Below are 26282 nucleotides of genomic sequence, written 5' to 3'. Positions count from 1 at the left end.
GCGGGCGCGCCCGTGTGCGCCGGTGGCTCGGCTGTTCGTTTTCAGGTTGTCACCGGTCAGCCTTATCGGTGTAACGAGCCGAGGGTATTGAAAAGGAAAACCTATGCAAACCAGTTTGTTGAAGCCCAAGATCATCGCAGTGGATTCGCTTGGCGACAACCACGCGAAAGTGGTCATGGAACCGTTTGAACGCGGTTATGGCCACACCTTGGGCAATGCGCTCCGGCGTGTTTTGCTATCGTCGATGATCGGCTATGCGCCGACCGAGGTGACGATCGCCGGCGTCGTTCACGAGTATTCGACGCTCGACGGTGTGCAAGAGGACGTGGTCAACCTGCTGTTGAACCTCAAGGGCGTGGTGTTCAAGCTGCACAACCGCGATGAAGTGACCGTCACGCTGCGCAAGGAAGGCGAAGGTGTGGTGACCGCCGGTGACATCGAGGTGCCGCACGACTGTGAGGTCATCAATCCGGAGCACGTTATCGCCCATCTATCCAAGGGCGGCAAGCTCGACGTGCAGATCAAGGTCGAGAAGGGGCGTGGCTATGTGCCGGGCAACGTGCGCCGCTATGGCGACGAAAGCGCTAAGGTCATCGGCCGCATCGTGCTCGACGCGTCGTTCTCGCCGGTTCGCCGGGTTAGCTACGCCGTCGAGAGTGCACGGGTCGAGCAGCGTACCGATCTGGACAAGCTCGTGATGAACATCGAGACCAATGGCGTGATTTCGCCGGAGGAAGCGATTCGTCAATCGGCTCGCATTCTGGTCGACCAGTTGTCTGTGTTCGCGGCGCTGGAAGGCACCGAAACGACGGCTGAAACGCCGTCGCGTGCGCCGCAGATCGATCCGATCCTGCTGCGTCCGGTTGACGATCTCGAGCTGACGGTCCGATCCGCGAACTGTCTGAAGGCCGAGAACATCTACTACATCGGTGACCTGATCCAGCGTACCGAGAACGAGCTGCTGAAGACGCCGAACCTGGGCCGCAAGTCGTTGAACGAGATCAAGGAAGTGCTCGCTTCGCGTGGCTTGACGCTCGGCATGAAGCTGGAGAATTGGCCGCCGGCCGGCCTCGACAAGTAATCGGTGGGCGTCGCTGCCCGTTGGCATGAACTGGCAACGACGCGGATATTCTTTTAGAATCCGCGTCTTGCCGTATCCCGTACCGGCCCGTGCACGTTCCTCGTATCTCGTATCGAGTCGCGCAATAGAAGAGCTGGATCAAAACTCTGGATCAAGGAAATTAAAATGCGTCACCGTCACGGTTTGCGGAAACTGAACCGCACGAGCAGCCACCGCTTGGCCATGCTCCGTAATATGTCGAACTCGTTGATTGAGCACGAAGTCATCAAGACGACGTTGCCCAAAGCAAAGGAGCTTCGCAAGGTCGTCGAGCCACTGATCACGCTGGGCAAGAAGCCGTCCGTCGCGAACCGCCGTCTTGCCTTCGCGCGGTTGCGCGACGACAAGTCGGTATCGAAGTTGTTCGAAGTGCTCGGTCCGCGCTATGCAACGCGCCCGGGTGGCTATCTGCGGATCCTGAAGTTCGGCTTCCGCGTTGGCGACAACGCACCGATGGCACTGGTTGAGTTGGTTGACCGTCCGGTCGTCGAGGAAGCAGCGGAAGCGGCAGAAGGCGAATAAGCGCTGCATCAGCAAATCAGAAAGGCCAAGCCCAGCTTGGCCTTTTTTGTTGCGTGGCGCACCTGGACGCTAGTTCGGCGCCCGAGCACGATCGCGCACGGATGTTACGATAGTGAGGGAGGGGCGGTGTGCCCGACAGGCTGTCGCTCATCGTTTAACGATACCGGAGGAACGTGTGTCATCGAACGTCATCCTGATGCTTACGACATTGCCCGATGCCCAGGCCGCGGCGACGCTTGCTCGCGCCGTACTGGACGCCCGGTTGGCGGCATGTGCGACGCAACTTGCGCCGTCGCGCTCGGTCTATCACTGGCAAGGCGGGCTCGAGCACGCGGACGAGGTGCCGCTGTTGTTCAAGACGGCGGTGGTGCGTGCGTTCGAGTTGGAAAAGTTTATTGCCGCAAACCATCCGTATCAGACGCCGGAGATTCTGTCCTGGTCCGCTGCGTCGTCGCCTGCCTACGCGTCGTGGGTCGACACGGAGACATCACGTCCGACACATGTTTAATCCGTCTTTCAAGCGTTCGGCTGCCGCGTCATGGTTGACCGGGATCGTGCTGATTATCGTGGTGCTGTGGGCGGCCCTGGCCTGCCGCGCCGCGTGGGCGAGCGACGATTTTCTCGATCCACAAGACGCATTTCAGTTTAGCTCGGTCGAAAAGCCGGGGACGGTCGAGTTGCATTTCAGAATTGCTGACGGCTACTACCTGTACCGCGAGCGCTTTGCGTTTGCCGTCAAGTCGGGCGATGCCGCGCTGGGGACGCCACAGTTGCCGCCCGGCAAGGTCAAGTTCGACCAGACCTTCAATCAGGACGTCGAGACGTACCGCGGCAACCTTGTTGTCACGGTGCCCATTACCCGCGCGGGCGGCGCGTTCGATCTTGTCGTGACGTCGCAGGGCTGTGCGGACCAGGGGATCTGTTACCCGCCGGCCGAGCACGTCGTGCATTTGAGCGGCCCGGCGGTAAAGGCTGGCGTGGCAGGCGTGACGGCGACCCGTGACGGCAACGCACGATCGGGTCCGTTGATCGAACGCTTCTTTAGCGCCGACGATGCGCAGGCCGTGTTGCAACAGGACGGCTTGTTTGCCGTGCTGGCATTCTTCTTTGCCGGTGGCATCGTGTTGAGCTTGTTTCCCTGTTCGCTGCCGATGATTCCGATTCTGTCATCGATCATTGTTGGTCAAGGGGTCCACGTGACACGCGCGCGCGGCTTCACGCTGTCAGTGGCCTATGTGTTTGGCATGGCGCTGGTGTACGCGTTGCTCGGCGTAGCGGCCGCGGCGATCGGCCAAAGCCTCGGGGCGTGGTTGCAGAACCGATGGGTGCTCGGTGTCTTCGCGGTACTGATCGCGGGGATGGGGGGCTTGTTGTTGGCTGGCCGGGACATTCAGTTACCACAGGGGCTGCAGGACCGCGCCAATGCGCTGTCGCAGCGCCAGGCGGGGGGGCGGTTTGCGGCCGTCTTTATCATGGGGGCGTTGTCAGCCGTTGTCGTCGGCGCATGTATGACCGCGCCGCTAGCTGCGATTCTGCTATTCATCGCGCATACCGGCAACATCGGCGTGGGGGCCGCGTCGCTGTTCGTGATGGGCCTCGGCAATGGCGTGCCACTGCTGGTCGTTGGCATCGGGGCTGGCGCGCTGCTGCCGCGTGCAGGTCGATGGATGGACGCCGTCAAGCGCATTTTTGGCATGATGCTGCTGGCCGTTGCGCTGTGGCTCGTTACACCGGTGTTGCCCGGCACGATCACGATGTCGCTGGCGGCGCTGTGGCTGATGTTCACGGCAGCGCTCCTGCGGCTTTTTGATCGCTCGGCCGGCACGGTATCGATTGCGGTGCGATTGAGCAAGGGCCTGGCCGCAGCGCTTGCCGTGTGGGCTGTCGCGCTGCTGATTGGGGCGGCTGCCGGTTCGTCGGATCCGCTCAGACCGCTCGCTGTCTTTGCCGGCGCACGGACCGAGCCCGGGACCGCCGCAACGATCGCCGCCACTGTGCCTGCATTTGCCCCGGTCACGTCGACGACACAGCTAGACCAGGTACTGGGCGCGGCGCGGCGGCCTGTGATGTTGGATTTCTATGCGGACTGGTGCACGAGTTGCAAGGAAATGGAGCAGTTCACGTTCAGGGACGAGCGTGTGCGGACCAGATTGGCATCGATGGACCTGCTGCGTGCCGACGTCACCGCGAACCACGCCAACGACCAGGCGTTGCTGCGGCGCTTTCGGCTGTTCGGGCCGCCAGGAATCGTTTTCTTCGACGCTCAAGGCCGGGAACTGGCTCGCGTCGTCGGCTATCAGTCGCCGGAGCTTTTCCTGAAAAGCCTGGACCGCCTGATCGGCACCTCGTCCCCTGTCGCCGGCTAAGAGTCGTAGAGCGAGCGCTGCCGGCGATGTAACGCCGGATCATGCCAAAAGCGGGCCCTGCCGCTGGATTGCCCTAGCTGGGCCGCCTTCGCTGACTTGCGTTCGCTGGATGCCCTCGCTAGCTTGCGTCCATTGGATCGCGCCCATGCTAGGCGGGCGGCATCATCGACGCTGTTCCCGCAGGATACGGGCGGCATCCAGTGCAAAATAGGTCAGCACGCCATCCGCGCCAGCCCGCTTGAACGCCAGCAACGATTCCATGACGACCTTGTCGTGGTCCAGCCAGCCGTTTTGCGCGGCGGCTTTCAACATCGCGTATTCGCCGCTGACCTGATACGCATAGGTTGGAAAGTGAAATGCCTCTTTCACGCGATACACGACGTCCAGATACGGCATGCCAGGCTTAACCATCACCATGTCCGCGCCTTCCTCGATGTCCAACTGGACCTCGCGCAGCGCTTCATCGCCATTGGCTGGGTCCATCTGGTACGTCATCTTGTTGCCCTTGCCCAGATTGGCTGCCGAGCCGACCGCGTCGCGGAACGGGCCGTAAAAGGCCGACGCATACTTGGCCGCATAAGCCATAATCCGAGTATGGATATGGCCTTCGTTCTCAAGCATTGCGCGGATCGAGCCGATCCGGCCGTCCATCATGTCCGATGGCGCCACGATATCGACGCCGGCCTGCGCTTGCGTGTGTGCCTGCTCAACGAGGATGGCTGACGTCACGTCGTTAATCACGTAGCCATGCTCGTCCAGCACGCCGTCTTGTCCATGGCTCGTGTACGGATCCAGCGCGACGTCGGTTAGCACGCCAAGCTCGGGAAAGCGACGCTTGAGTTCGCGTACCGCCCGCGGGATCAGCCCATCGGGGTTGGTCGCTTCCCGCCCGTCCGGTGTCTTCAGCGCGGGTTCGATCGCCGGGAACAACGCCAGCACCGGGATGCCGGCCTGGACACATTGTTCAGCCACGCCCATTAACAGATCGACCGACGTACGTTCGACGCCCGGCAATGAGGCCACTGGTTGGCGAACCTGCGTGCCTTCGACGACGAATACCGGGTAAATCAGATCATCCGTCGTCAGGTGGTTCTCACGCATCAGGCGACGGGAGAAATCATCGCGACGCATGCGGCGCGGACGGTACTGGGGAAAGAAGCTCATGGGGGTGCGTATTCGAGTCGATTGTCGGATAGATGGCGGCGCCCAAAACTTTTCAGGCCGTTGGTATATCATACCGAGCGAGGGCCGCACGATGTGCGGAACTCCCCGCTTCTCCTCCCTGAGCGGGTGCCTGTCGTTCTACGATTAGGCTGTTGACCCGCCGCGTGACGGCGGGTTTTTTTATCGGCGCCCCATTTATTGGCACCTTATGTCTATTCGCTCACATCGGGGCCGGATTGCGCATCCGCTTGCGAAGCGGCGTTCGGTGCCAGCCAGTGCTCCAGCAGTGCGTGAGCCTGCTCCAGGCCGATACGCTTGAGGGCTGAGAACAGCTGTATCGTAATCTCGCTGCGCAGACCGGCAGCCTGGTAAGCGGTGGCGGCTTTTTGCGCGGCGCGTAGAGCATTCATGCTTTCCTGTCGCGTCAATTTGTCGCATTTAGTGAGCAGCACGTGGATCGGCCGCGCGGTTGCGCCGAACCACTCGACCATGCGCCGGTCCAGTTCCGTGAACGGCCGCCGTGAATCCATTACGAGGATCAGGCCGCGGATCTGCGGCCGCGTCGTCAGGTAAGTGCTCAGTAACGCTTCCCAATGCGCCTTCGCAGCGCCGGGCACTTCGGCGTACCCGTACCCGGGCAGATCTACCAGATGCGCGACGGGCGCGTCCGCCGGCCCGACCGCGAAGTAATTGATATGCTGTGTGCGCCCGGGCGTCTTGCTCGCGAACGCCAGCCGCTTCTGGTTGCATAACACGTTGATCGCCGTGGACTTGCCGGCGTTGGAGCGGCCGGCGAACGCCACTTCCGGCTGTATCGTCGCCGGCAGGTCGCGCAGATGGTTGACGGTCGTGAAAAAACGGCACTGATGTAACAAGGGCATGAGATCACCAACAGGGCGGCGCAATGCAAGGGCAGTGGCCGGGCAACCCCGGGCTGGCATCATCGCGAATAGCGCGTTATTGTACAATGCGACGGTTTACTGACGATTCGATTGCGTGTCCACTGGGTCGCCGGAGGTTGCCTACCGTCGTTTGTTGCAGAACCTCAGTTCTCTTCCCTACAAGACGAAACAAGGTGTGCGAATGAACCGATTGAGCAGGTCTGTGGTCGTGCTTCAGATGTTGGCAGGAATCGTTGCGGCGTCAGGATGGGCGGGGTTGGCAGGAGCGGCGGATGCGCCGGCAAAGCCGGACCTCAACCGAGGACAGGCCGTTGCCGCCCAGGTGTGTGCGACGTGTCATGGCACGGACGGCAACAGCGCGAGCGGGGCATTCCCGAAGCTTGCCGGGCAGCACGCGGACTATACCGTTAAGCAATTGAGCGATTTCAAGACGCAGCCGGGCGCGGAGCAACCGGAGCGCAAGAATGACGTGATGGCACCTTTTGCCGCTGTGCTGTCGGACCAGGACACAGCGAACGTGGCGGCCTATTTCGCGTCGCAGCAGCAAACGCGCGGATTCGCGAGCGACAACGCGTTGGTGGCGGTGGGCCAGCAGATCTGGCGCGGCGGCATCCTCGAAAAGGGTGTGCCGGCGTGCGCGGGTTGTCATGGACCTGCCGGCGCGGGGATCCCGGCGCAGTATCCGCGCCTGGCTGGGCAGTGGAGCGACTACACGATCGCCCAATTGAGGGCGTTCGCAGAAGGCACGCGCAACAACAACGTGCCGATGAGCCAGATCGCGGCACGGCTCAGTGATCATGAGATCAAGGCGGTGGCCGACTACATCAGCGGCTTGCGGTAATGCGGCGGCGGCGGGCCGCCGGTGAAAACTACAAAGGGTGAGGGCCGGCGATGCCAGTGCCGTCACCCTTTTTTTGCTGGCAGGGGCGCGGGCAGCGTCCGAATGGAGTGTGAATTGAGTGTTTCAACATCGGGCGTGCAGATTCGTACCGAACACCGGATCGTGCGCGACGCGATCGAGTTGCTCAGCTCGATGCGCTTTGCGATCAGCCTGCTGGTCATTCTGGCGATCGCGAGCGTCATCGGCACGGTGCTGACGCAGGAAGACCCCTACCCGAACTACGTCAACCAATTCGGTCCGTTCTGGGCCGACATCTTCCGCGCGCTCGGGCTATACACGATGTACAGCGCGTGGTGGTTCATGCTGATTCTCGCGTTCCTGATCGTGTCGATCTCGCTGTGCGTGATTCGCAATGCGCCGAAGATGATCGCCGACATGAAAAGTTGGAAGGAGCGCGTGCGCGAGGGCAGCTTGCGCGCATTCCACCACAACGCGGAGTATGTGGCAACGATGGACCGGGAGTACGCCGCGCAGACGCTCGGCGAGCTCGTGCGCCGGCTCGGCTACCAGATGCGAGTCGTGCCGCGCGACGAACCCGACGGGACGGCAACGCTGATCACTGCCAAGCGTGGCGCATTCAATAAGCTCGGCTATATCTTCGCCCATCTGGCGATCGTCGTGATTTGCCTCGGTGGGTTGCTCGACAGCAACCTGCCGATCAAGCTGCAAATGTGGCTATTCAACAAGACCCCTGTGCAGTCCAACCAGGTGATCAGCCAGATTGGCCCGGAGCACCGGTTGTCGGCGTCCAACCCAACCTTTCGGGGCTACGCCTGGGTGCCGGAAGGCCAGCATGTGTCCACGGCAATACTGAACCAGCAGAACGGTTCTTTGATCCAGGATTTGCCATTCTCGATCGAGTTGAATAAGTTTATCGTCGACTATTACTCGACTGGCATGCCCAAGTTGTTCGCCAGCGACATCGTCGTGGTCGACCATGATAGCGGCAAGCGCATCCCGGCGCGTGTCGAAGTCAACAAGCCGTTCGTCTACGACGGCGTGGCTATTTACCAATCCAGTTTCCAGGATGGTGGCTCGACCATGCGCATAAGCGCTTACCCGATGACTGGCACCGGCAGCCAGCCCGTGCCGCTTGCCGGTACGATTGGCGCGTCGATGCCGCTGGGATCGCTCGGACAGGGCGACACCGTCGAGTTCACGGATTTTCGTGCCATCAATGTCGAGAACGTGTCCAACGGCGCTGGGCGGAATGATGCGCGCGGCGTATCGCACCAATCGCTCAAACAGGCGTTTGACGAACGGTTGGGGTCGGGCGCGAAGACCTCGAAACCGGTCGAGCTGCGCAATGTCGGCCCGTCCGTGCAGTTCAAGATTCGCGACAAAAGCGGGCAGGCGCACGAATATAACAATTACATGCTGCCGGTGCTGATCGATGGCCAGCGAGTGTTCCTGGCAGGCATGCGCAGTCGTCCCGATGATCCGTTCCGCTACTTGCGCATTCCGGCGGACAACGCCGGCTCCGTCAATGAATGGATGCGGCTGCGTGCAGCGCTGGCGGATCCCGCCGTGCGCGACGAGGCGGCGCGCCGATTCGCCGTACGGTCGATGCCATCGGCCAGCAATAGTGCATTGCAGAGCCCTTTGCGCGACAGCGCCCAGCGCGTGCTGAACCTGTTCGCCGGCGGCGCGCGCCCCGACGGCATGCCCGCCGGTGTGCCCCCGAACGGCGGATTCCAGGCCGTGGCCGAGTTCATTGACCATTCGGTGCCGAACGCGGAGCAGCAAAAAGCAGCCGAGTTGTTGTTGCGGATGCTCGAAGGGGCGCTCTGGGAAGTGTGGCAGATTGCGCGGGAGCGCGCCGGGGAGCCGCCCGCGCCGCCTGACGCTGACAATACGCGTTTCATGCAAAGCGCCATTCACGCGTTGTCGGACAGTTTTTTCTACGGCGCGCCAGTGTACCTGCAACTTGACTCCTTCAAGCAGGTCCAGGCGTCGGTGTTTCAGCTGACCCGCGCGCCCGGCAAGCCTCTCGTGTATCTTGGCAGCATCCTGCTCGTGCTGGGCATCTTTGCGATGTTCTACGTGCGCGAACGCCGCCTGTGGATCTGGCTCAAGCCCGAGGGACAGCACGGCGGCACCCGCGTCCTGATGGCCATGTCCACGGCCCGCAGAACGCTCGATTTTGCTGGCGAATACGTGCGCATGCGCGACGCGCTTGGTGCGGCGCTGGGTGTGCGGCCGCTCGATGCAGGCCTGTCGCATGTTGCCACGTCCAATGCCGCTACGCGTTCGTCCAATGCCGGCGACGACGCACCGTCGTCGCAAACGGGCGACACGTCGGCCTCCAACACGTCGGCACCTACCTCCTTGCGATCTCCGCAAAAGTGAAGATTATGGATTTGACTCATTCATCTTCCCGGCCCGCCCGGGACTCCGCGGTGGATACGGCGTCACGCCCGCCGTGCGCCACCCAAGCCACTGCGTCGGTTGAGGGGCCGCTGGCCGGGCTACCAGACTTTGATACCCGTGCGCTGCTGCACCGCCTGACGCTGCTCGACTGGTTGTTCGCGTTGCTGGTGATCGTGGGCGCGGGCTTTGCGCTGTCGCGCTATCACGCGTACATGAACGTGTATGACGTCGGCGTGTTGTGCGGTACCGTGCCGGCGTTGGTCGTGCTGGCCTGGCGCTGGAAGCCGGTTCGATGGCTGGCGCTGGGCATCGCGGTGCTGGCACTGTCCGGCGTGGCGCTGTATCGCGGCGACCTGGCACGGGCCGAGTCGACGTTTTTTCTGAAGTACCTGCTGTCGAGCCAGTCGGCGATCCTATGGATGAGCGCGCTGTTTGTCATCGCGACCGTGTTTTACTGGATCGGCACGCTGACGCGCTCGGCCTCGGGCGGCGCGATCGGCTCGAAGCTGACTTGGGCGGCGGTATGGATGGGATTTGTGGGGATGATGGTGCGCTGGTACGAATCGTACCTGATCAGTCCGGATGTCGGCCACATTCCGATTTCGAACCTGTATGAAGTGTTCGTGCTGTTTTGCCTGATCACTGCGCTATTTTATCTTTATTACGAATCGCATTACCGCACGCGGGCGTTGGGTGCATTCGTGCTGCTGGTGATCAGCGCGGCCGTCGGATTTCTGATGTGGTACTCGATATCACGCGACGCGCAACACATTCAGCCGCTCGTGCCGGCGTTGCAAAGCTGGTGGATGAAAATCCATGTGCCGGCGAATTTCATCGGCTATGGCAGCTTCGCGTTGTCGGCGATGGTATCGGTGGCCTATCTGCTCAAGCAGCGCGGCATGCTGGACGATCGGTTGCCTTCGCTCGAATTGCTGGACGACGTGATGTATAAGTCGATCGCGGTCGGCTTCGCGTTCTTCACGATCGCGACCATTCTTGGTGCGTTGTGGGCTGCCGAGGCTTGGGGGGGCTATTGGAGTTGGGATCCGAAGGAAACCTGGGCGTTGATCGTCTGGTTGAATTACGCGGCCTGGCTGCATATGCGGCTAATGAAAGGGTTGCGTGGCACGCCGGCGGCATGGTGGGCGCTGACCGGTTTGCTCGTGACGACTTTTGCGTTCCTCGGCGTCAATATGTTCCTGTCCGGCTTGCACAGCTACGGTAATCTCTAGGCGCCGCCGCTGCACGGTGACGACCGGTATCGCGACCGCCGCATACCGGCGGTTTTTTTCAGTCGCATGGCATAAAAATGGGAATATTGTGCGCATGTGCCGCGTCCAAGCCGATAGAGAGCGGCGCAATGTAACGATGATTGCGCTTAACCGGCGAATGGACAACGCGAGCGCATGAGGCGTGGACGCTATCGTGCGAACAGGAGCAAGCCGATGTGGAGCAGCCGGTCAGTGTCGCTGCAGGGCGACGACATTGCGCCGCGCGGCGGTACCTTCTGAGCGGTCACCCGGCTCAGTCGGGCAGTGTCGATTCGTCGTCCATCAACTGCGCGAGCGTTTCGCGTCGGCGGGCCACGTGCACCCGCGCGCCGTCCACCAGTAACTCGGCGGCCCGGGGGCGGGTGTTGTAGTTCGAGCTCATCACGAACCCGTATGCGCCGGCTGACCGTATCGCGAGCAGGTCGCCGGACTTCAGTACGAGTGACTGATCGCGAGCCAACCAGTCGCCACTCTCGCACACTGGGCCGACGATGTCGTAGATCACCGGCGGCTGGCCATCGCGCGGCGCGACCGCGTCGACCGCGTGATACGCGTCGTACATGGCGGGGCGGGCGAGGTCGTTCATCGCTGCATCGACGATCGCGAAATGCTTGACTGCTCCCGGCTTTAAGTATTCGACGCGGGTCAGCAAGATTCCCGCATTGCCGACCAGCGAACGGCCAGGCTCAAACCAGATTTCACGATGGCCATGTCCACGCCGATCGAAATGGTCCAGTATCGCTTTCACGAACGTGCCGATGTCCGGCGGCGTTTCGTCGTCGTAGCGAATGCCCAGGCCGCCACCGACGTCGATATGGCCGATTGGTGCGCCGTCTGCCTCGACTTGCGCGACTAACTCGAGTACCTTGTCGATGGCATCAAGGTAGGGGGAAATCTCGGTGATCTGCGAGCCGATGTGGCAGTCGATGCCCGCGATGCGCAAATGTTTCATGCCCAGCGCCGCGCGATATGCCGCACGTGCATCGTCGAAGGCGACGCCGAACTTGTTTGCCTTTAGGCCCGTCGAAATATACGGATGAGTCTTCGCATCGACATCGGGGTTTACACGTAGCGATATCGGTGCGATCTGGCCCGATTCACCGGCGACCTGGTTCAGTCGCGCCAATTCGGCCAGCGACTCGACGTTGAAGCAACGCACGCCCGCATCCAACGCAATGCGCATCTCGGCGGTGCTCTTGCCGACACCGGAAAACACCACGTCGTGCGGCTTGCCACCGGCGGCGAGTACGCGCGCGAGTTCGCCGCCGGAAACGATATCGAATCCGGCGCCCAGGCGCGCGAACACGTTCAGCACGGCGAGATTGCTGTTGGCCTTGACCGCATAATGGATCTTCGCGCGGCGGCCGGTGCACGCGCTCGCATAGGCCTGGTATGCGTCGGTCAGCGCGGCACGCGAATAGACGTAGAGCGGCGTGCCGTATTGTTCGGCGAGCTGGCCGGCGGGCACGCGTTCGGCGTGCAGTTCACCGTTGACGTAGGCGAAGGCATTAACCATGAATTAGCGGGCAGGTTGGGCAGTATCGGAGGCAGACCGCGGGACAGACAGGTTGGGCGCGGTCCGAAGGCCGCGCTGCGATGGGTCGGGGGATGGCGTCGCGGATGCGCCCATGGCACTGCTGGCCGACGATGCAGCGGTGGCGGACGCCGGTTGTGCGATGAAGGCCGGCCGTTCAGGCAGCGGCGGCACACTGGGCAAGTACAACGGGCCGCGCTGTCCACAGCCCGCGAGCACGGCAACGCCCCAGGCCACGATACCATACGACACCGCGATGGCACGGCGCGGACCCGCTACAATGCCCGACAATCCTGAAACGACACGCATGACGGACCCTGTCAATCTAACCGGTGGAGTTTAGCATGACCGATACCGAATACCTGGAGCTAGCCGAACAGACGCTCGACGCCGTGCAGACGGCCATCGAGGATGCGGCCGACGAGGCGGGCATCGACGTCGAATGCGAGCGCAGCGCAAACGTGCTGACGCTCGAATTCGACGACGATTCGAAGATCATCGTGAATTTGCAGCCGCCGATGCACGAAATCTGGATCGCAGCGAAGTCTGGTGGGTATCACTTCAAGTATGTTGACGGCGTGTGGCGCGATACCCGCACATCGACCGAGTTTTTTGCGACGTTGTCCGCCGCGGTGTCGCTGCATGCGGGCCAGCCGGTCACGCTCGCGCGCGCGTCGTGAGCCGCCGCGCTGCGCATCATGCCCCGTGCGCGCCGCGCTTGTGTGGCGTGCTCACTGGCCCTTGAACAGCTTCATGATGTCCTGTCGTTCGGATTCGTCTACGCTCGCGTTGACACCCGAGTCCGAGGCGGCGCTTGCCGATTCGCCAGTCAGTGCCGAGGCGGGCATGTCGACCGCTGCCACGAAGCCTGAACCCGGCAGCATATTAGCGTAGTATAGCTCGCCGCCGATGTCTTCGATGCCCGGCGGGCGGGGCATGGTGTAGGTGGGTTTGTCCTTGAGCGCTCGGCCCATGTAATCGATCCAAATAGGCAATGCGAGGCCGCCGCCGGTTTCGCGATCGCCTAAGCTGCGCGAGCTGTCAAAGCCGATCCATGCGACAGCGACCAGCGTATGCTGGTAGCCGGCGAACCAGGCGTCGCGCGAGTCGTTGGTCGTGCCGGTCTTGCCGCCGATGTCCACGCGCTTGAGTGCGTTCGACTTGGCGCCCGTTCCGCGCTGTGCGACACCGATCAGCAGGTTATTCATAATGTACGCATTGCGCGGATCAACCGCGCGCGGCGCATTCTGCTCGGCCACCACCGGCTGCGCACGCGCGACGAGCGCGCCGCGCGCATCGGTGACCTCGGCAATCAGGTAGGGATTGATCCGGTAGCCGCCGTTGGCGAACACCGCATAGCCGGCGGCCATCTGTAATGGCGTGACGAGCCCCGCGCCGAGTGCCATCGGCAGGTAGGCAGGGTGTTTGTCCGCATCGAAACCGAAGTGCGTGATGTGCTGCTGCGCGTAATGCGTGCCGATATGGCTCAGGATCCGGATCGATACGAGGTTCCTCGACTTCTGCAGCGCGGTGCGCATCGTCATCGGACCATCGTAGCCGCCGCCGTAGTTCTTCGGTTCCCACGCGTGGCCGCCGGGTGTGGTTGGCGGAAAGTACAGCGGCGCATCATTGATGATCGTCGCTGGCCCCAGTCCCTTGTCCAGCGCGGCCGAATAGATGAACGGCTTAAAGCTCGAACCGGCCTGGCGCCACGCCTGCGTGACGTGATTGAATTTGCTCTTGTTGAAATCAAAGCCACCGATCAGCGCGCGGATCGCGCCGTCCTGCGGCGAGAGCGCGATGAGCGCGCTCTCGACCTGCGGCAACTGCACGATGCTGAACGCACCATCCTCGGCCTTGGTGATCCGGATGATCGATCCGGGGCGGATGCGCTGGTTCCGCTGTGCACGCCCGGACAAGGCTGCGGCAGCAAAGCGCAGTCCGTCGCCTCGGATGGTGACGGTGTTGCCGTCGATCAGCGAAGCCTTGACCTCGTGCGGGCCAGCTTGCGTGACGACGGCGGCGACTAGGTCGCCGTTGTCCGGATGTTCGAGCAATGCGTCATCGATCGCCTGCTCGCGCTCGGCGGCATCCTGCGGCAATTCGACAAACCCTTCCGGTCCACGGTAACCATGGCGGCGGTCGTAGTCCATCACGCCCTTGCGCACGGCGCGGTATGCGACCTCCTGATCCGCCGAATCGATCGTCGTCACGACCTCGAAGCCGCGCGTGTAGGTCTCGTCGCGATACTGTGCGTACATCAATTGTCGCACCATCTCGGCCACGTACTCAGCGTGCACGCTGTACGGCGCGCTCACCGTCTTGAGCACGATCGGCTCGTGTATCGCCGCATCGTATTGATCCGTGTTGATGTAGTGCAACTCGAGCATACGTTGCAGGATGTACTCCTGGCGTATCTTCGCGCGCCGGGGGTTTACCACGGGGTTGTATGCGGATGGCGCCTTGGGCAGCCCGGCGAGCATGGCCGCCTGAGCGAGCGTCACGTCCTTCAAATCCTTGCCGAAGTACACGCGCGCCGCGCTGGCGAAACCGTATGCACGTTGCCCGAGATAGATCTGATTCATGTAGACCTCGAGAATCTGATCCTTCGTTAACGCTGACTCGATCTTGTACGCGAGCAGCATCTCGTACAGCTTGCGGGTGTAGGTTTTCTCGCTGGATAAAAAGAAGTTGCGTGCCACCTGCATTGTGATCGTACTGGCGCCTTGCGCATTGCCGCCCCGGGTGAAATTGGCCACGCCGGCGCGCAGGATGCCGGTCAGGTCAACCCCGCCATGATCGTAGAAGCGATAGTCCTCGATCGCCAGCACCGCCTTTTTCATCACCTCCGGGATTTCGTCGAATCGCACGATACGCCTGCGTTCCTCGCCGAATTCGCCGATCAGCACATGGTCCGCCGTATAGACGCGCAGTGGCAGCTTGGGCCGGTAGTCCGTCAATGCGTCCAACGACGGCAGGTTGCGCTCGGCAACGACCACCGCGTAGCACAGCACTAGCGCCAGCGCCAGTATCGTCCCGATCAGTAGGGTGCCCAGCGCGAGCAAAACCCGCCACCATAGCGCGCGCTTGCGCTTTGGGCCGGCCGGAGGAGGAGAGGCGTCAGGCGTCGTCGATTGCATGGGAATACCAAAAACACGAACTCGCGATTATAGCGGGGCGGGCTGACACGACTGATCCCCTTGTCCGCAAGGATGCCTATTGTGGACGCGACGTGGCGTGAGTGAGCCGCCGCTGGCCGATCAGCCGAATGTTCGGCGGCGGCGCAGCTCGCAACAATGTCTGCATGCTTCGTCGAGCGCAGAGCCGGAGCGGTTTCCGGCCGACGCGGCGAAGCAAGGGAGGGAACATGCAGAATGCTTTATTGTCCGTTGGACGCCGGTTCGCGGCAGGAATCGACATTACGCCGTCGGAAATCCGGATGGCGGTGGCCAGCCGCAGGCTGGCTGACGGCGCCGACGTGCGCGTCGAGCACCTGGCGGCGCAACCGCTGCCGGCGGGCGTGGTGGATGATGGCGAAATTTTGCGGCCCGAATGCGTGTCGCGGGCATTGAGCGTATTGCGCGACGGTATTCCGATACGGCGGTCTCTCGCCGGTGTGCGATACGCGATGGCGTTGCCGCCGGCGGTGACCTACACGGGCGTGACCTCGCTCGCCGAGTTGGCACGCCGCACACCTGGCCTCGCTTCGGCGCAGCACGCGTGCGCCGCGTTCGACGAATTGGAGCCGGCCGTGCTGGCCGAGGCCGAACGCCTGTTCGGCGTGGATCCATCGTCGATCGTCGTCGATTGGCTCATGGCGGATCGGGACGACGATCCCGACGCGGTGACGATCACCGCCGCTTCGCGTGATTGGCTCGATATACGGATCGCCACGGCAGCGGCTGCGAACATCGTGCTCAGTACGGTAGACGGCGAGGCTGCGGCCGCACTGCGTGCGTGTCGGTTGCATGGTGCACTCGTGTTGCCCGCCGGTTGTTGCTGGTGCGCGATATGGGTCGGCGGTGGCACTGTGTATGCGTGGCTGCTGCGCGGCACGATGGTACGGCGTGAGTGGCATGCGTTATCCGGGCACCGGGGCCCGATATTGGACGCGCTGCGTGACGCGCTGGCCTCTGACGACCTCTCGGGAGCCGTGGTGGGCGGCGAGGTTGCCGCGATCGCGGCCGCGGGACTCGATTTCGATGCGTTGCGCGGCGCGCTTGGATGCGATCCGCAGTTATTCCGGTGTGCGCCGTTTTGCCGCGCGTCGATCGCCGCACAACCGTGCAGCAACAGTCCGGCGTATGCCGTCGCCTTCGGGCTCGCGATGCGCGGGGTGCTCGAATGAGTGGTGTGTCAGCGAGGGCTCGTGACGGGCGTTGCCGTGCGGCATGTGCGTTGCTGCTTGGGGACCTTGGCGGTTTCAATCTGTTGCCCCATCGCGCGCGGCGCCGACGCAGAGTTCGTCAACGCAGAGCGTTTAGTGCCGCGTGTGCCGCGTTGGGCGGCGTTGGGGTCGCGGCGATTGTGGCGGCCGCCGCCGGACGCAATGACATCGCGGCTGAGCAGAACCGGCAACGGCTCGAAAGTGACCTTACGGCTGCAGCGATTCCGATGGCCGAGTACGCCAGCCTGCAGGCCGAACTGGGTGCCTACCGCGCGTTTTGCGAGCACGCGACACAACGCGCGGTGCGCAGGGATCAGTTGCTCGCGCTGCTCGACCGTCTGTCAAGGGCCGCAGCCCATGACGTGCGCCTGACCGAACTGAGTCGGCACGGCGACGAGACCTTCGTCAGCGGGCAAGCCACTGGCCAGTCCGCTTTATCTGCATGGCTAAATGAATTGCGGCATGCGCCAGGCGTGGTTTCGACCAGCGTCCTGTCGTTTCGGCGCGTGCCGCCTGATCGTGAGGCCGCCGACACAGGTCGCACCACGCCTGCTGGCGCGTTCAACTTTACTGCGCGGTTGACCCACGCCGGTACGCGGCCGTTGATGTCGCCGCATGAGCAGCGTGTGGTTGCGCGAGGTGTGGAGCAGTCCGTCCACGCTGGAGAGGCTTCATGATGGCGCACACAATCGATGCTTCCCCATACGGTTTACGCGGCCAGGCGGCGCTGCTTGCGTCGTGGCGGGCATTGGCGCGGCCGCTGGAGCAGTGGCCGGCCATGCAGTTTCGTATCGCGATGGGGGCGTTGGCCGCGTTGTCGTTCGGCGGCACGCTGTACGTGTCGCAATCCTCGCACGACGAGCGCATGCGCGCCGAGGCCGTGGCGGTGGCTGGGTTGCGTGCAAAGACTGCGCAAGCTCATCGGCAAGTCAGCGCGTTGCCCGCACTCAGGCGCCAGTTGGAAAAGGTGCGTGCTGTGCGGATCGATCCGGACATCGCACAGCACATGCAACGGATCGACACGTTGGCAGCACGTGCGGGCCTGTTACTCGACAGCGTCGAGCCTGTTGCCGAAGTCGCGGTGGGAGAACGCCGAGGCGAGGGGGCGCAAGCAGTCGACCGGCAGACGGCTAGGCTGGCCGCATCCGGCGACTTTATCGGCGCATGGTCCTTTCTCGGCTCGCTGAGCGCGCTGCCGGTGATCGCGATACCCGACGAGGTCCAACTGAAAGCGGACGGTGGGCAACTCTCGTTGCGCGCCCTATTGACGATATACGGAATGCGCGGTGGACCCGGTCTCGCTGCAGCTGGCTGCGGCCGCGAGTGGGTACGCGAGCCCCGCGTGCCGTTGCCGACGCGCAGCCTGGCGGCGGATGCTGTTCGCGTGCATGATGCCAGCCGGGATGCCGCTGTCGAGCGAGGCGTCGATGCCGACCGCAGGCGTACCGGCAACCCACCTTCGCCGTTGCCATCGGATCCTTTTAGTGGGTCCCGCGCACGCCAGACTCGCATGGCATCGGTCACGTCACCGGTGTGGATCGGCACGATATGGAGCGGGTCGCGCCGGATCGCCGTGGTCGACGCGATCAAACCCCGCCTACCAGCCGCCCCAGGCGATGGCGCCGACTTGGCGGCGGGGGCAATTGCCGACGACGCAGCTTGGGAGGCCGGGCGCAGCAATCATGGACCATCGGCGCCACCAGCGGAGGGCTACGGGTGAGCAGCGTTCGATTTGGCAACACGCGTCGCGTGGCGGCACGGTGTTTCGTAGCCACGATGGGCGTTGCGCTTTTCGGGCTTGCCGGGGCGCTGGCTGATGCCCGCGCGTCGTTGGCCACAGTGCGGCCCGTGTCGCATGCCATGGCCGAGCACGATATGCGCATGTTGCAACTGCCAAGCTCGGCGATGGCGGCGGGGGCGCCGGCAGCTCGCCGTGGGCCCGTGCCGAGGCTTGCGTCCACGCCTACACTCGCGTCCACACCTACACTTACACCAGCGTCCGGACCCATACCCGCGCAGACGCCGTTGCCGGCGCCGAAGGCCGACGCGCGGGATGGCGACGGGTCTTCCGCCTCCCCAGCGGCCGCGCGTAGCGGCTCGCGCTCCGGCACAAACGTGCACGATGGTGCGGACGCGGCTAGGCCGATATCCTTAACTTTTCGTGACGCGGAACTGAGCACGGTACTCGGCGCCTTCGCCGAATTCACGGGATCCAACATCATCGTCAGTGACAAGGTTCGCAAAAAAGTGTCGCTGCATCTGGTCGACGTGCGATGGTCCCATGCACTGGCTGCGTTGCTGCAAGCGCACGGACTCGAAATGGAGCGACGCGGCAATGTGATATGGATCGCGCCGGCGGCCGAAATCGCGGCGCGAGAACGCGCGTTGCTGGAGGTGCACGCGAAACGATTGCAGCTGGAGCCGCTGGCTAGCCGCCTGTTCGAACTTCATTATCAGCGGGCCGAAGACGTGCGGGCGATGATTTGCGCATCGGGCAGCCAGCGGCTGTTGTCCAGCCGCGGTGCGGCGAATGCCGACCCGCGTACCAATCAATTGTTCGTCACCGATGTTCCCGGCCGGCTGGCCGACATCGCGTCGCTGATCCACGCGATCGATCGGCCGACCCGGCAGGTGTTGATCGAGGCGCGGATCGTTGAGGCGGATGATGGATTTTCCCGCGCGCTGGGTGCACGAGTCGCGATGCTCAAGCGCGACGGTGGCGATAGCTCGACATCCGGTGGCGAAGTGGCGTCTCAGCGTAGCACCGGGGCGGGACTGCGGGGGCCGATGGTCGATCTGTTGGCCGCCCCGCTTTCCGGGTTTGTGCCGGCCAGCGCGGGCATTGGGCTGCTGAGCGCGTCGGTATCGAGGCTGCTCGACATCGAACTGAATGCACTGGAGATGCAAGGGCGCGGCCGCGTGGTATCGAGCCCGCGCGTGATCACCGCGGATCGTTTCAAAGCCGTGGTCGAGCAGGGGGCCGAAGTACCGTACCAGACCCGTACGCAGCGGGGCAGCGCGGTACAGTTTCGGCGCGCGACGCTCAAGCTCGAAGTTGAGCCGCGCATCACGCCTCGCGGACATGTGATACTGGACCTCGACATTGCCAAAGACAGTGTCGGCTCTGAGATGTCACATGGGCCGGCGATCCATACGAAACGGGTGCAGACGCGCGTGGAGGTTGAAAACGGCGGCACGGTTGCGATTGGCGGTATCTATTCGCAGGACGATCGGCAAGACGAGGCCCGCGTGCCCATCCTGGGTGATATCCCGCTGATCGGCGCTTTGTTCCGGCACCGGACCCGAAGTGACCGTCATAGTGAATTGATCATATTGATTACTCCCACCGTCGTCACTGGGCTGCAGGCAACCGGGGCGAACGCACTACGGCCTGCCGAGGCGGATCCGTCACAGTCCGCCGAGCAGGACGCACAAGAAACCGAGGGGCAGCATGAAGGGTGATGCGCAAACCGTCCGCGCCGCCCGTCGCGATGCGTGTTCCGGCTTCATAAGTACGGTGGTACTGCGCTGCGGCCTCGACAAACAACAACGTTTGCAATTAAGCTGCGCGACGGACCAGTAGATTCATGTCAATGACACAGTTGCTCGACGCGACGGCAAACGCCAGCGTTTTTTTCATCGGATTGATGGGGGCGGGAAAGACGACGGTCGGCCGTGCTGTCGCCCGTCGCCTCGGACGCCCCTTCGTCGACTCCGACCACGAAATCGAAGCCCGTACGGGCGCGCGCATTCCTGTGATATTCGAGCACGAGGGGGAGGATGGCTTCCGCCACCGGGAATCGGCGATCATCGACGAGCTGACGCGCCGTCCAGGCCTAGTCCTGGCGACGGGCGGCGGCGCAGTGATGCGGCCCCAAAACCGTGAGTGGCTGCATGCACGCGGTATTGTCATTTATTTGCGCGCCACGCCACATGACCTGTGGCTGCGCACCCGTCGCGACAAGAATCGTCCGCTGCTGCAGACTGACGATCCGCGCGGTAAGCTGGAATCGCTGTTCGAGTTGCGGGATCCGCTGTATCGTGAATGCGCGCATTTCGTGATTGAAACCGGACGGCCCACCGTCAATGGTCTTGTCAATATGGTACTCATGCAACTGGAACTGATCGGCATCCGCCCGCAGCCCGACTGCGACGCACCGCAGGATGCCCTGCCGCCCCATGACAATGCTTGTTGAGTCGCCCCGTATGATCCATGTCGAAGTCGAACTGGGCGAGCGCGCCTACCCGATCCATATCGGTGCGGACTTGATCGACCGGGAAGCGTTGTTCGCGCCGCATATTCGCGGGACATCGGTGGCCATTGTGACCAATACCACGGTCGAGCCGCTGTACGGCACGCGGGTACGGGCAGCGCTTGAGCGTGCCGGCAAGCGCGTGCAGACGATCGTGCTGCCCGATGGCGAAGCGCACAAGAACTGGCAAACGCTGAACCAGATATTCGATGCGTTGCTGGGTCAGCATGCGGACCGTAAGGTGACGTTGGTCGCGCTAGGTGGCGGTGTCGTCGGCGACATGACCGGCTTTGCCGCCGCATGCTACTTGCGGGGCGTGCCGTTCATCCAAGTGCCGACCACGCTGCTGTCCCAGGTCGATTCGTCGGTCGGAGGCAAGACCGGCATCAATCATCCGCTCGGCAAGAACATGATCGGCGCGTTCTACCAGCCGCAAGCGGTGATCGCCGACATCGGCACGCTGGGCACGCTGCCGCAGCGCGAGCGTGCCGCCGGCCTCGCTGAGGTCATTAAGACAGCGGCTATCGCGGATCCGGCATTCTTTGACTGGATCGAAGCGAATATCGACGCGTTGAATCATTGTGACGCATTGGCGCTGGCACGGGCGGTCAAGCGCTCCTGCGAGTTAAAGGCGAAGGTGGTCGCCGCCGACGAGCGCGAGGCAGGCTTGCGCGCGATACTGAATTTCGGCCATACGTTCGGCCATGCAATCGAGGCCGGCCTCGGGTATGGCCAGTGGCTGCATGGCGAGGCGGTCGGTTGTGGGATGGTGATGGCCGCTGACCTGTCGGTACGGCTTGGCCTGCTGGACGAGATCACGCGCGAGCGACTGGTCCGATTGATCGGCGCAGCGCACTTGCCCACGCGCGCGCCGGCACTTGGCACGGATCGGTATGTCGAACTGATGCAGGTCGACAAGAAGGCGGACAGCGGTACGATAAAGTTCATCCTATTGAAGCGAATCGGTGACACGCTGATCACCGGTGCGCCCGATGCTGATGTGCGCGCGACACTGGCGGCGAGCATCTGAGTTCATGCCCCAGCGTCCGAGCGGCTGAAGCACGGCGGCAGCAGTCGTTGCTCAAGGAGTGTCGGTAAGTGAAGAATGCGTACGAAGGTCAATTTCGGCATAGGGTGCCGACATTGTGCGATCTCGAGGATCATCTGGCGCCGTATGCGGTGTCTTCACGGCTGTCCCGCGGGCGCCGTCATCTGGAACCCGCGCCGGATTCCCGGACCGAGTTCCAACGCGATCGGGACCGTATCATCCATTCGACGGCGTTCCGGCGCCTCGAGTACAAGACGCAGGTGTTCGTTAATCACGAGGGCGACCTGTTCCGCACGCGACTCACCCACAGTCTGGAAGTCGCGCAGATCGCGCGTGCGGTGGCGCGTAACCTGCGCGTCAACGAGGACTTGGTTGAGGCGATTTCGTTGGCGCACGATCTCGGGCATACGCCGTTCGGCCATGCCGGACAGGATGCGCTGAACGAATGCATGCGCGAGTTCGGTGGATTCGAGCATAATCTGCAAAGTCTGGCCGTAGTTGATGAGTTGGAGGAGCACTATGGCGGATTCAACGGCCTGAATCTGTGCTTTGAGACCCGCGAGGGTATCTTGAAGCACTGCTCGCGTGAAAACGCGCGGCGTTTGGGCGAGCTAGGCGAGCGCTTTCTGCACGGGCGCCAACCTTCCATCGAGGCGCAGATCGCCAACCTTGCCGACGAAATTGCGTACAACAATCATGATATCGACGATGGGCTGCGCTCGGGACTGCTGGCCCTGGAGCAGCTCGATACGGTCGAACTGTGGCGCGCGCATCATGCATTGGCGAGGCAGGCCCATCCGACGTTGGATGGGCGGCGGCTAATCCACGAAACGATACGGCGGATCATCAATACGTTGATCGTCGATTTGATCGGCGCGACGGCTGAACGCCTGGCGATGGCGAGGCCAGACTCGGTCGATGCGGTTCGCGCATCGGCGCCGCTGGTCGCGCACAGTGACGCGATCGCGGCGCAAGCGCGCGAACTCAAACAGTTCCTGCTTCACAACCTGTATCGCCATTATCGTGTGATGCGCATGGCGAATAAGGCGCGTCGCGTGGTCGTGGGGCTGTTCGATGCGTTCCGGGACGATCCGCGCTTGCTGCCGCCTGATTACCAGTGCGATGATGCGGCGACGCAGGCTAGACTCATAGCGCATTACATCGCCGGGATGACGGACCGATATGCGCTGAAAGAATATCGCCGTTTGTTCGTCATCGACGACGGCTAAACTCTCACGCTTGCCTTCCCCGCGCATCGACTTGCGCTGCTTTCACCTTTGTTCAAGTGAGGAATGCAAGGTGGCCGATTGGCCTTATCCGCGCGTGGTCGCGCACCGGGGTGGCGGTACACTGGCGCCGGAAAACACACTAGCGGCGATCCGCGTCGGCGCGAGGCTGGGGCTCAAGATGGTCGGTCCGTCAATGTGGTGCGTGCCAGCATCACAATGCCGCGCCGCTAACGGCGCGGCGCGTCGCTAAGCGCGTCCCAGTAACAAACCCAGCAGCAACGCCGCGCCGGCAGCTGCAGCGACGGCCTGCCATGGGCGCTCATGGACATATTCGTCCGCACCGCCCCATGCGGCCTGCGCGCGGCGTTTCACGTTCTCCTGGACATCCCCCAAGCGTGAGCGCGTGGCTTCGATCTTGTCCCGCAATTGCTGGCGCAAAATCTCGACATCGGCTTGAGTACTGTCCGTTAGCGTATTTTCCAATTCGGACAACAGCTCACGTACTTCGGCGCCGGCGTCCTGCACGGCATGACGCCCATGGTGTGCGATACGCTGCGCATGGCGACCGGTCTTGTCGAACGAATCCTCTAGCGCCTGGCGGGTATTTTCCAAATTTGCCATTACAGCTTTCTCCAGATAGTGTCGAAATGTTCGACGGTGTTGCAAAAAAGCCACCCTGGGTGGCACGCGACGTGCGTGAATGCACTGAACAGCGGTGGCAGTGCGCAATGCAGCTGTCGGTGCCGACACAGTAAAGCACATTGCAGGCCAACCCGGAGATTGTTGGCACCGTGCCGATCAAGGCTGGCGATAGCTGCGCCGGTCAAGACGGGCATTACGGAGGCCAGCGTTGCATGGGCCAAAGCGGGCGGCACAGCCGCAAGCGCCGCTCCCAGCGTGGAAGAATGCCAGCACGGCGCCCCCCCGGCGCGTCGATCGTCAGAAGCGGTAGCCGACGTTTAGGAGCGTGACGAGTGGATTCAGCTTGATGCGCGTGTGGCTCGTGACGTTACGCACGCCAACCGGTGTTTGCGCGACGCTATGCAGTGTGGCATCGGTCGAAAATGGCAGGAACGATACGGAAAAGCTGGCGAAAATGTGCTTGTTGAAGTTGTACGCGAAACCGGCGTTGAACACTGGCGCCCACGCGCTGTCTACATCCACAGAGGTCGGGCCATGCAACTGTTGCGACACAAACGTTGGATTCGTGATCCGCGCGTTGGTGAACCAGATGTAGCTTACGCCGATTCCGACGAACGGACGAAACGCAGCATTCGCATTGCGGAAGTAGTATTTGAAGACGAGCGCGGGACTCCATTGTCGTGCCTCTCCGAGTTTGCCGTACGAGGCGAGGGTGCCGCCGCCGCGCAGGTTGAATTTGGGTGGAATGCCCGCATCGGCTTGGACGGCGAAGTTGTCAGTGATGAAGTACCCTGTGGAGAGGCCAAAAGTATCGGAGGAGCTGATACTAGCGCTCGACCCAGGGACTGTGAAGTTGACGGGGGAGCCGCCGACGTTCGTGATTCTCATTACGTCGCTGCTGTCTTGCGGCGCAAGATGGAACCATCCGGCTGCCATGTAGACGCTGCCAGCCGTTTGAGCATATGCCTGATTGAAGCAGCAGGCGATAGCCGCGAGCCCTGGAATGGCCTTGATGATGTGTATTAATTGCACGGTGCTCCTCCATTTTTTTAAAGTCCGCCCATTATGCAGACAACGTTTCAAACGAACCATAGTCCTGCGTTAGAGCATTTTCCCTAAAGCTGGGACGCAGTTGGCTTTGCACGCCGCGTCGTGCGCGAGCGCCGCGGGATGATTGACTCCTGTGGGTATATACCAAGTGCGATCTAAACGGAAATTCCTGCAATGGCCCGGTTAGCACGTCTTTATGTCCCCGACCAGCCGCAGCACGTAATCCTGCGAGGCATCGATCACCAGCCTGCTTTCGTCGATGACGAGGATTATGCGCTGTTTGTCGAATGCCTGAAAACGGCATCACGCGACCACCGGCTTGCGGTCCACGCGTACGTCCTGATGCCATCGGCGGTGCAGTTGCTGGCGACGCCGTGCGAGGAGTCCAGCCTTCCCAAAGCGATGCAGGCCGTGGGTAGGCGCTACGTCGCGCACTTCAACCGTCGCTATGGACGACGCGGTACGCTGTGGGAAGGGCGTTACCGCGCCACGGTGATCGAAGCAGAACAGTATTTTCTGCTGTGTAGCCGGCTGGTGGAACTCAGTCCGGTGCGCGAGCGCCTCGTTTCTTCTGTCGACGCATATCGGTGGTCCAGCTATCGACACCACGTTGGCCTCGCACTCGATCCGCTGATTACCGACCATCCGCTGTATTGGGCGCTGGCCAATACGCCGTTCGAGCGCCAGCACGCATACAAGCAGCTGTGTGAGCAGGCGTTGGATGAAAACGCAGTCAATGAGTTGCAGCAGGCCACGCTCAAGGGTTGGGTGCTGGGGAGCGAAAGTTGGCGTGACTGGGCGGCCCGGCAGGCGAACCGCCGCGTGTCACCGTTGCCGCGTGGACGCCCTCGTAAGGCGCGGGACGACGATGATCAGGGGGCGGCCGGTGCGCAGCCGCCTGGTGCAGAAGCCGGAGGCGAGGCCTCGGCTGCTGCGCGTCCGCCAGGCGATGTGCCGTCGTCGGAGGTAGGCCGCTCAGGCGAGGCAGGACCGGGCAATGGGCCGTGCGCACGGAACATGCAGCCGGGGCGGGCCACGACCGGCCTCGGCGCCGCTGACACGGGGGCGAGCGATGGCGCTTCGGCACGGGCATCGGGGGAGGAACCGGCCAATGGTGGTTCGGAAACGGATCCTCCCACTTCAACGTAGGGCACCCCTTTCAGCGGCGGCTCCATCAGCAGTAACTCGCTTAGTAGTGGCTACTGGTAGTTTCTCGGTCGCGGCGTTACGTCCGATATTCCTATATCGAATAGTCCCCTGTCGGGCGGTTCCGCATGGGCGCCTCCATGGGTAGCTTACATAAGTCAGCCTACATGAGGTAGCTGACATGGGCGGTCCACTTCGAGAAGTTGTCTCCTCGGGCGTTTCCCTTCCGACACTCCCCTCTTTGGTATTCCCCCTCCGGCTCCTACATCGGGCAGTCACTCATCCGGCGGTTCCTCATCGGGCAGCACGGTAGCCCTGGACCGACTGCACGACGCACAGGCCCGTAATGATGCATTGAATGCGGAACGGCCAGGGGC

The 26282-nt window shown here is 62.7% G+C and carries 22 protein-coding genes and 2 pseudogenes; 17 read left to right on the top strand and 7 right to left on the bottom strand.

Annotation, left to right across the window (positions count from 1 at the left end; all coding sequences use genetic code 11):
• Nucleotides 1-103: 103 nt before the first annotated feature.
• The 4 genes from B0O95_RS10265 (at nucleotide 104) to dsbD (ending at nucleotide 4008) form a co-directional block, all read left to right on the top strand.
• Complete coding sequence (locus tag B0O95_RS10265) at nucleotides 104-1081, top strand: DNA-directed RNA polymerase subunit alpha (RefSeq protein ID WP_104077824.1); 978 nt, start codon at nucleotides 104-106, stop codon at nucleotides 1079-1081.
• Nucleotides 1082-1246: 165 nt separating this feature from the next.
• Nucleotides 1247-1642 (top strand): 50S ribosomal protein L17, encoded by a 396-nt coding sequence (gene rplQ / locus B0O95_RS10260; RefSeq protein WP_104077823.1) that lies wholly within the window; start codon nucleotides 1247-1249, stop codon nucleotides 1640-1642.
• A 196-nt stretch (nucleotides 1643-1838) separates the two neighbouring features.
• On the top strand, nucleotides 1839-2150 hold the full coding sequence (cutA, locus tag B0O95_RS10255; RefSeq protein WP_104077858.1) for a divalent-cation tolerance protein CutA: 312 nt from the start codon (nucleotides 1839-1841) through the stop codon (nucleotides 2148-2150).
• On the top strand, nucleotides 2143-4008 hold the full coding sequence (gene dsbD / locus B0O95_RS10250; protein ID WP_104077822.1) for a protein-disulfide reductase DsbD: 1866 nt from the start codon (nucleotides 2143-2145) through the stop codon (nucleotides 4006-4008). Before cutA ends, dsbD begins: the two co-directional genes overlap by 8 nt.
• Before the next feature lie 162 nt (nucleotides 4009-4170).
• Here dsbD and hemB read toward each other — a convergent pair whose 3' ends face one another.
• Nucleotides 4171-5172, bottom strand: coding sequence for a porphobilinogen synthase (gene hemB, locus B0O95_RS10245; RefSeq protein WP_104077821.1), 1002 nt, complete (start codon nucleotides 5170-5172; stop codon nucleotides 4171-4173).
• Nucleotides 5173-5384: 212 nt separating this feature from the next.
• Complete coding sequence (gene yihA / locus B0O95_RS10240) at nucleotides 5385-6053, bottom strand: ribosome biogenesis GTP-binding protein YihA/YsxC (RefSeq protein ID WP_199180489.1); 669 nt, start codon at nucleotides 6051-6053, stop codon at nucleotides 5385-5387.
• 202 nt (nucleotides 6054-6255) lie between these two features.
• Between yihA and B0O95_RS10235 the strand changes: the two genes are divergently transcribed.
• The 3 genes from B0O95_RS10235 to ccsB all read left to right on the top strand — a co-directional run bounded on the left by B0O95_RS10235 (nucleotide 6256) and on the right by ccsB (nucleotide 10577).
• Nucleotides 6256-6915 (top strand): c-type cytochrome, encoded by a 660-nt coding sequence (locus B0O95_RS10235; RefSeq protein ID WP_104077820.1) that lies wholly within the window; start codon nucleotides 6256-6258, stop codon nucleotides 6913-6915.
• Between the two features lie 114 nt (nucleotides 6916-7029).
• A complete protein-coding gene (locus tag B0O95_RS10230; RefSeq protein WP_104077857.1) occupies nucleotides 7030-9324 on the top strand; it encodes a cytochrome c biogenesis protein ResB in 2295 nt (764 codons plus the stop codon).
• Between the two features lie 5 nt (nucleotides 9325-9329).
• Nucleotides 9330-10577 (top strand): c-type cytochrome biogenesis protein CcsB, encoded by a 1248-nt coding sequence (gene ccsB, locus B0O95_RS10225; RefSeq protein WP_199180488.1) that lies wholly within the window; start codon nucleotides 9330-9332, stop codon nucleotides 10575-10577.
• Between the two features lie 292 nt (nucleotides 10578-10869).
• Here ccsB and lysA read toward each other — a convergent pair whose 3' ends face one another.
• Together lysA and lptM are read right to left on the bottom strand one after the other, a co-directional pair.
• Entirely contained in the window at nucleotides 10870-12132 is a 1263-nt protein-coding gene (gene lysA / locus B0O95_RS10220) for a diaminopimelate decarboxylase (protein ID WP_104077819.1), read from the bottom strand.
• Between the two features lie 3 nt (nucleotides 12133-12135).
• Nucleotides 12136-12459 (bottom strand): LPS translocon maturation chaperone LptM, encoded by a 324-nt coding sequence (gene lptM, locus B0O95_RS10215; RefSeq protein WP_104077818.1) that lies wholly within the window; start codon nucleotides 12457-12459, stop codon nucleotides 12136-12138.
• 35 nt (nucleotides 12460-12494) lie between these two features.
• Here lptM and cyaY point away from each other — a divergent pair, with 35 nt between their 5' ends.
• Nucleotides 12495-12830, top strand: coding sequence for an iron donor protein CyaY (gene cyaY / locus B0O95_RS10210; RefSeq protein ID WP_104077817.1), 336 nt, complete (start codon nucleotides 12495-12497; stop codon nucleotides 12828-12830).
• 51 nt (nucleotides 12831-12881) lie between these two features.
• Here cyaY and B0O95_RS10205 read toward each other — a convergent pair whose 3' ends face one another.
• Nucleotides 12882-15290, bottom strand: a complete 2409-nt coding sequence (locus B0O95_RS10205; protein ID WP_104077816.1) for a penicillin-binding protein 1A — start codon at nucleotides 15288-15290, stop codon at nucleotides 12882-12884.
• A 227-nt stretch (nucleotides 15291-15517) separates the two neighbouring features.
• Between B0O95_RS10205 and pilM the strand changes: the two genes are divergently transcribed.
• From pilM to ugpQ, 8 genes and pseudogenes are all read left to right on the top strand, one after another.
• Entirely contained in the window at nucleotides 15518-16498 is a 981-nt protein-coding gene (gene pilM / locus B0O95_RS10200; RefSeq protein ID WP_158249481.1) for a pilus assembly protein PilM, read from the top strand.
• Between the two features lie 152 nt (nucleotides 16499-16650).
• Nucleotides 16651-17214: a PilN domain-containing protein gene (locus B0O95_RS10195; RefSeq protein ID WP_104077814.1), complete on the top strand. Its 564-nt coding sequence runs from the start codon at nucleotides 16651-16653 to the stop codon at nucleotides 17212-17214.
• The gene (locus tag B0O95_RS10190; RefSeq protein ID WP_146064049.1) at nucleotides 17211-18257 is read left to right on the top strand and encodes a hypothetical protein; all 1047 of its coding nucleotides are present in this window, start codon (nucleotides 17211-17213) and stop codon (nucleotides 18255-18257) included. Before B0O95_RS10195 ends, B0O95_RS10190 begins: the two co-directional genes overlap by 4 nt.
• A 56-nt stretch (nucleotides 18258-18313) precedes the next feature.
• A complete protein-coding gene (locus B0O95_RS10185; RefSeq protein WP_104077812.1) occupies nucleotides 18314-19999 on the top strand; it encodes a type IV pilus secretin PilQ in 1686 nt (561 codons plus the stop codon).
• Between the two features lie 125 nt (nucleotides 20000-20124).
• Entirely contained in the window at nucleotides 20125-20733 is a 609-nt protein-coding gene (locus B0O95_RS10180; RefSeq protein WP_104077811.1) for a shikimate kinase, read from the top strand.
• A gap of 10 nt (nucleotides 20734-20743) precedes the next feature.
• Entirely contained in the window at nucleotides 20744-21820 is a 1077-nt protein-coding gene (gene aroB, locus B0O95_RS10175) for a 3-dehydroquinate synthase (RefSeq protein ID WP_104077810.1), read from the top strand.
• 68 nt (nucleotides 21821-21888) lie between these two features.
• Nucleotides 21889-23067: a deoxyguanosinetriphosphate triphosphohydrolase gene (locus tag B0O95_RS10170; protein ID WP_104077809.1), complete on the top strand. Its 1179-nt coding sequence runs from the start codon at nucleotides 21889-21891 to the stop codon at nucleotides 23065-23067.
• A gap of 31 nt (nucleotides 23068-23098) precedes the next feature.
• A pseudogene (gene ugpQ / locus B0O95_RS10165) lies at nucleotides 23099-23251 on the top strand (glycerophosphodiester phosphodiesterase); the annotation flags it as partial.
• A gap of 62 nt (nucleotides 23252-23313) precedes the next feature.
• Here ugpQ and B0O95_RS10160 read toward each other — a convergent pair.
• Both B0O95_RS10160 and B0O95_RS10155 read right to left on the bottom strand, forming a co-directional pair.
• Nucleotides 23314-23688, bottom strand: a complete 375-nt coding sequence (locus tag B0O95_RS10160; protein ID WP_104077808.1) for an ElaB/YgaM/YqjD family protein — start codon at nucleotides 23686-23688, stop codon at nucleotides 23314-23316.
• 318 nt (nucleotides 23689-24006) lie between these two features.
• Nucleotides 24007-24732 (bottom strand): OmpW/AlkL family protein, encoded by a 726-nt coding sequence (locus B0O95_RS10155; RefSeq protein WP_233203290.1) that lies wholly within the window; start codon nucleotides 24730-24732, stop codon nucleotides 24007-24009.
• A 201-nt stretch (nucleotides 24733-24933) separates the two neighbouring features.
• Here B0O95_RS10155 and B0O95_RS10150 point away from each other — a divergent pair.
• Nucleotides 24934-25626 (top strand): annotated as a pseudogene (locus B0O95_RS10150) (transposase); the annotation flags it as partial.
• Nucleotides 25627-26282: the final 656 nt, after the last annotated feature.

Source organism: Mycetohabitans endofungorum (genome assembly GCF_002927045.1).
Classification (GTDB): domain Bacteria; phylum Pseudomonadota; class Gammaproteobacteria; order Burkholderiales; family Burkholderiaceae; genus Mycetohabitans; species Mycetohabitans endofungorum.
This window is presented reverse-complemented; position numbering and strand designations above follow the sequence as displayed.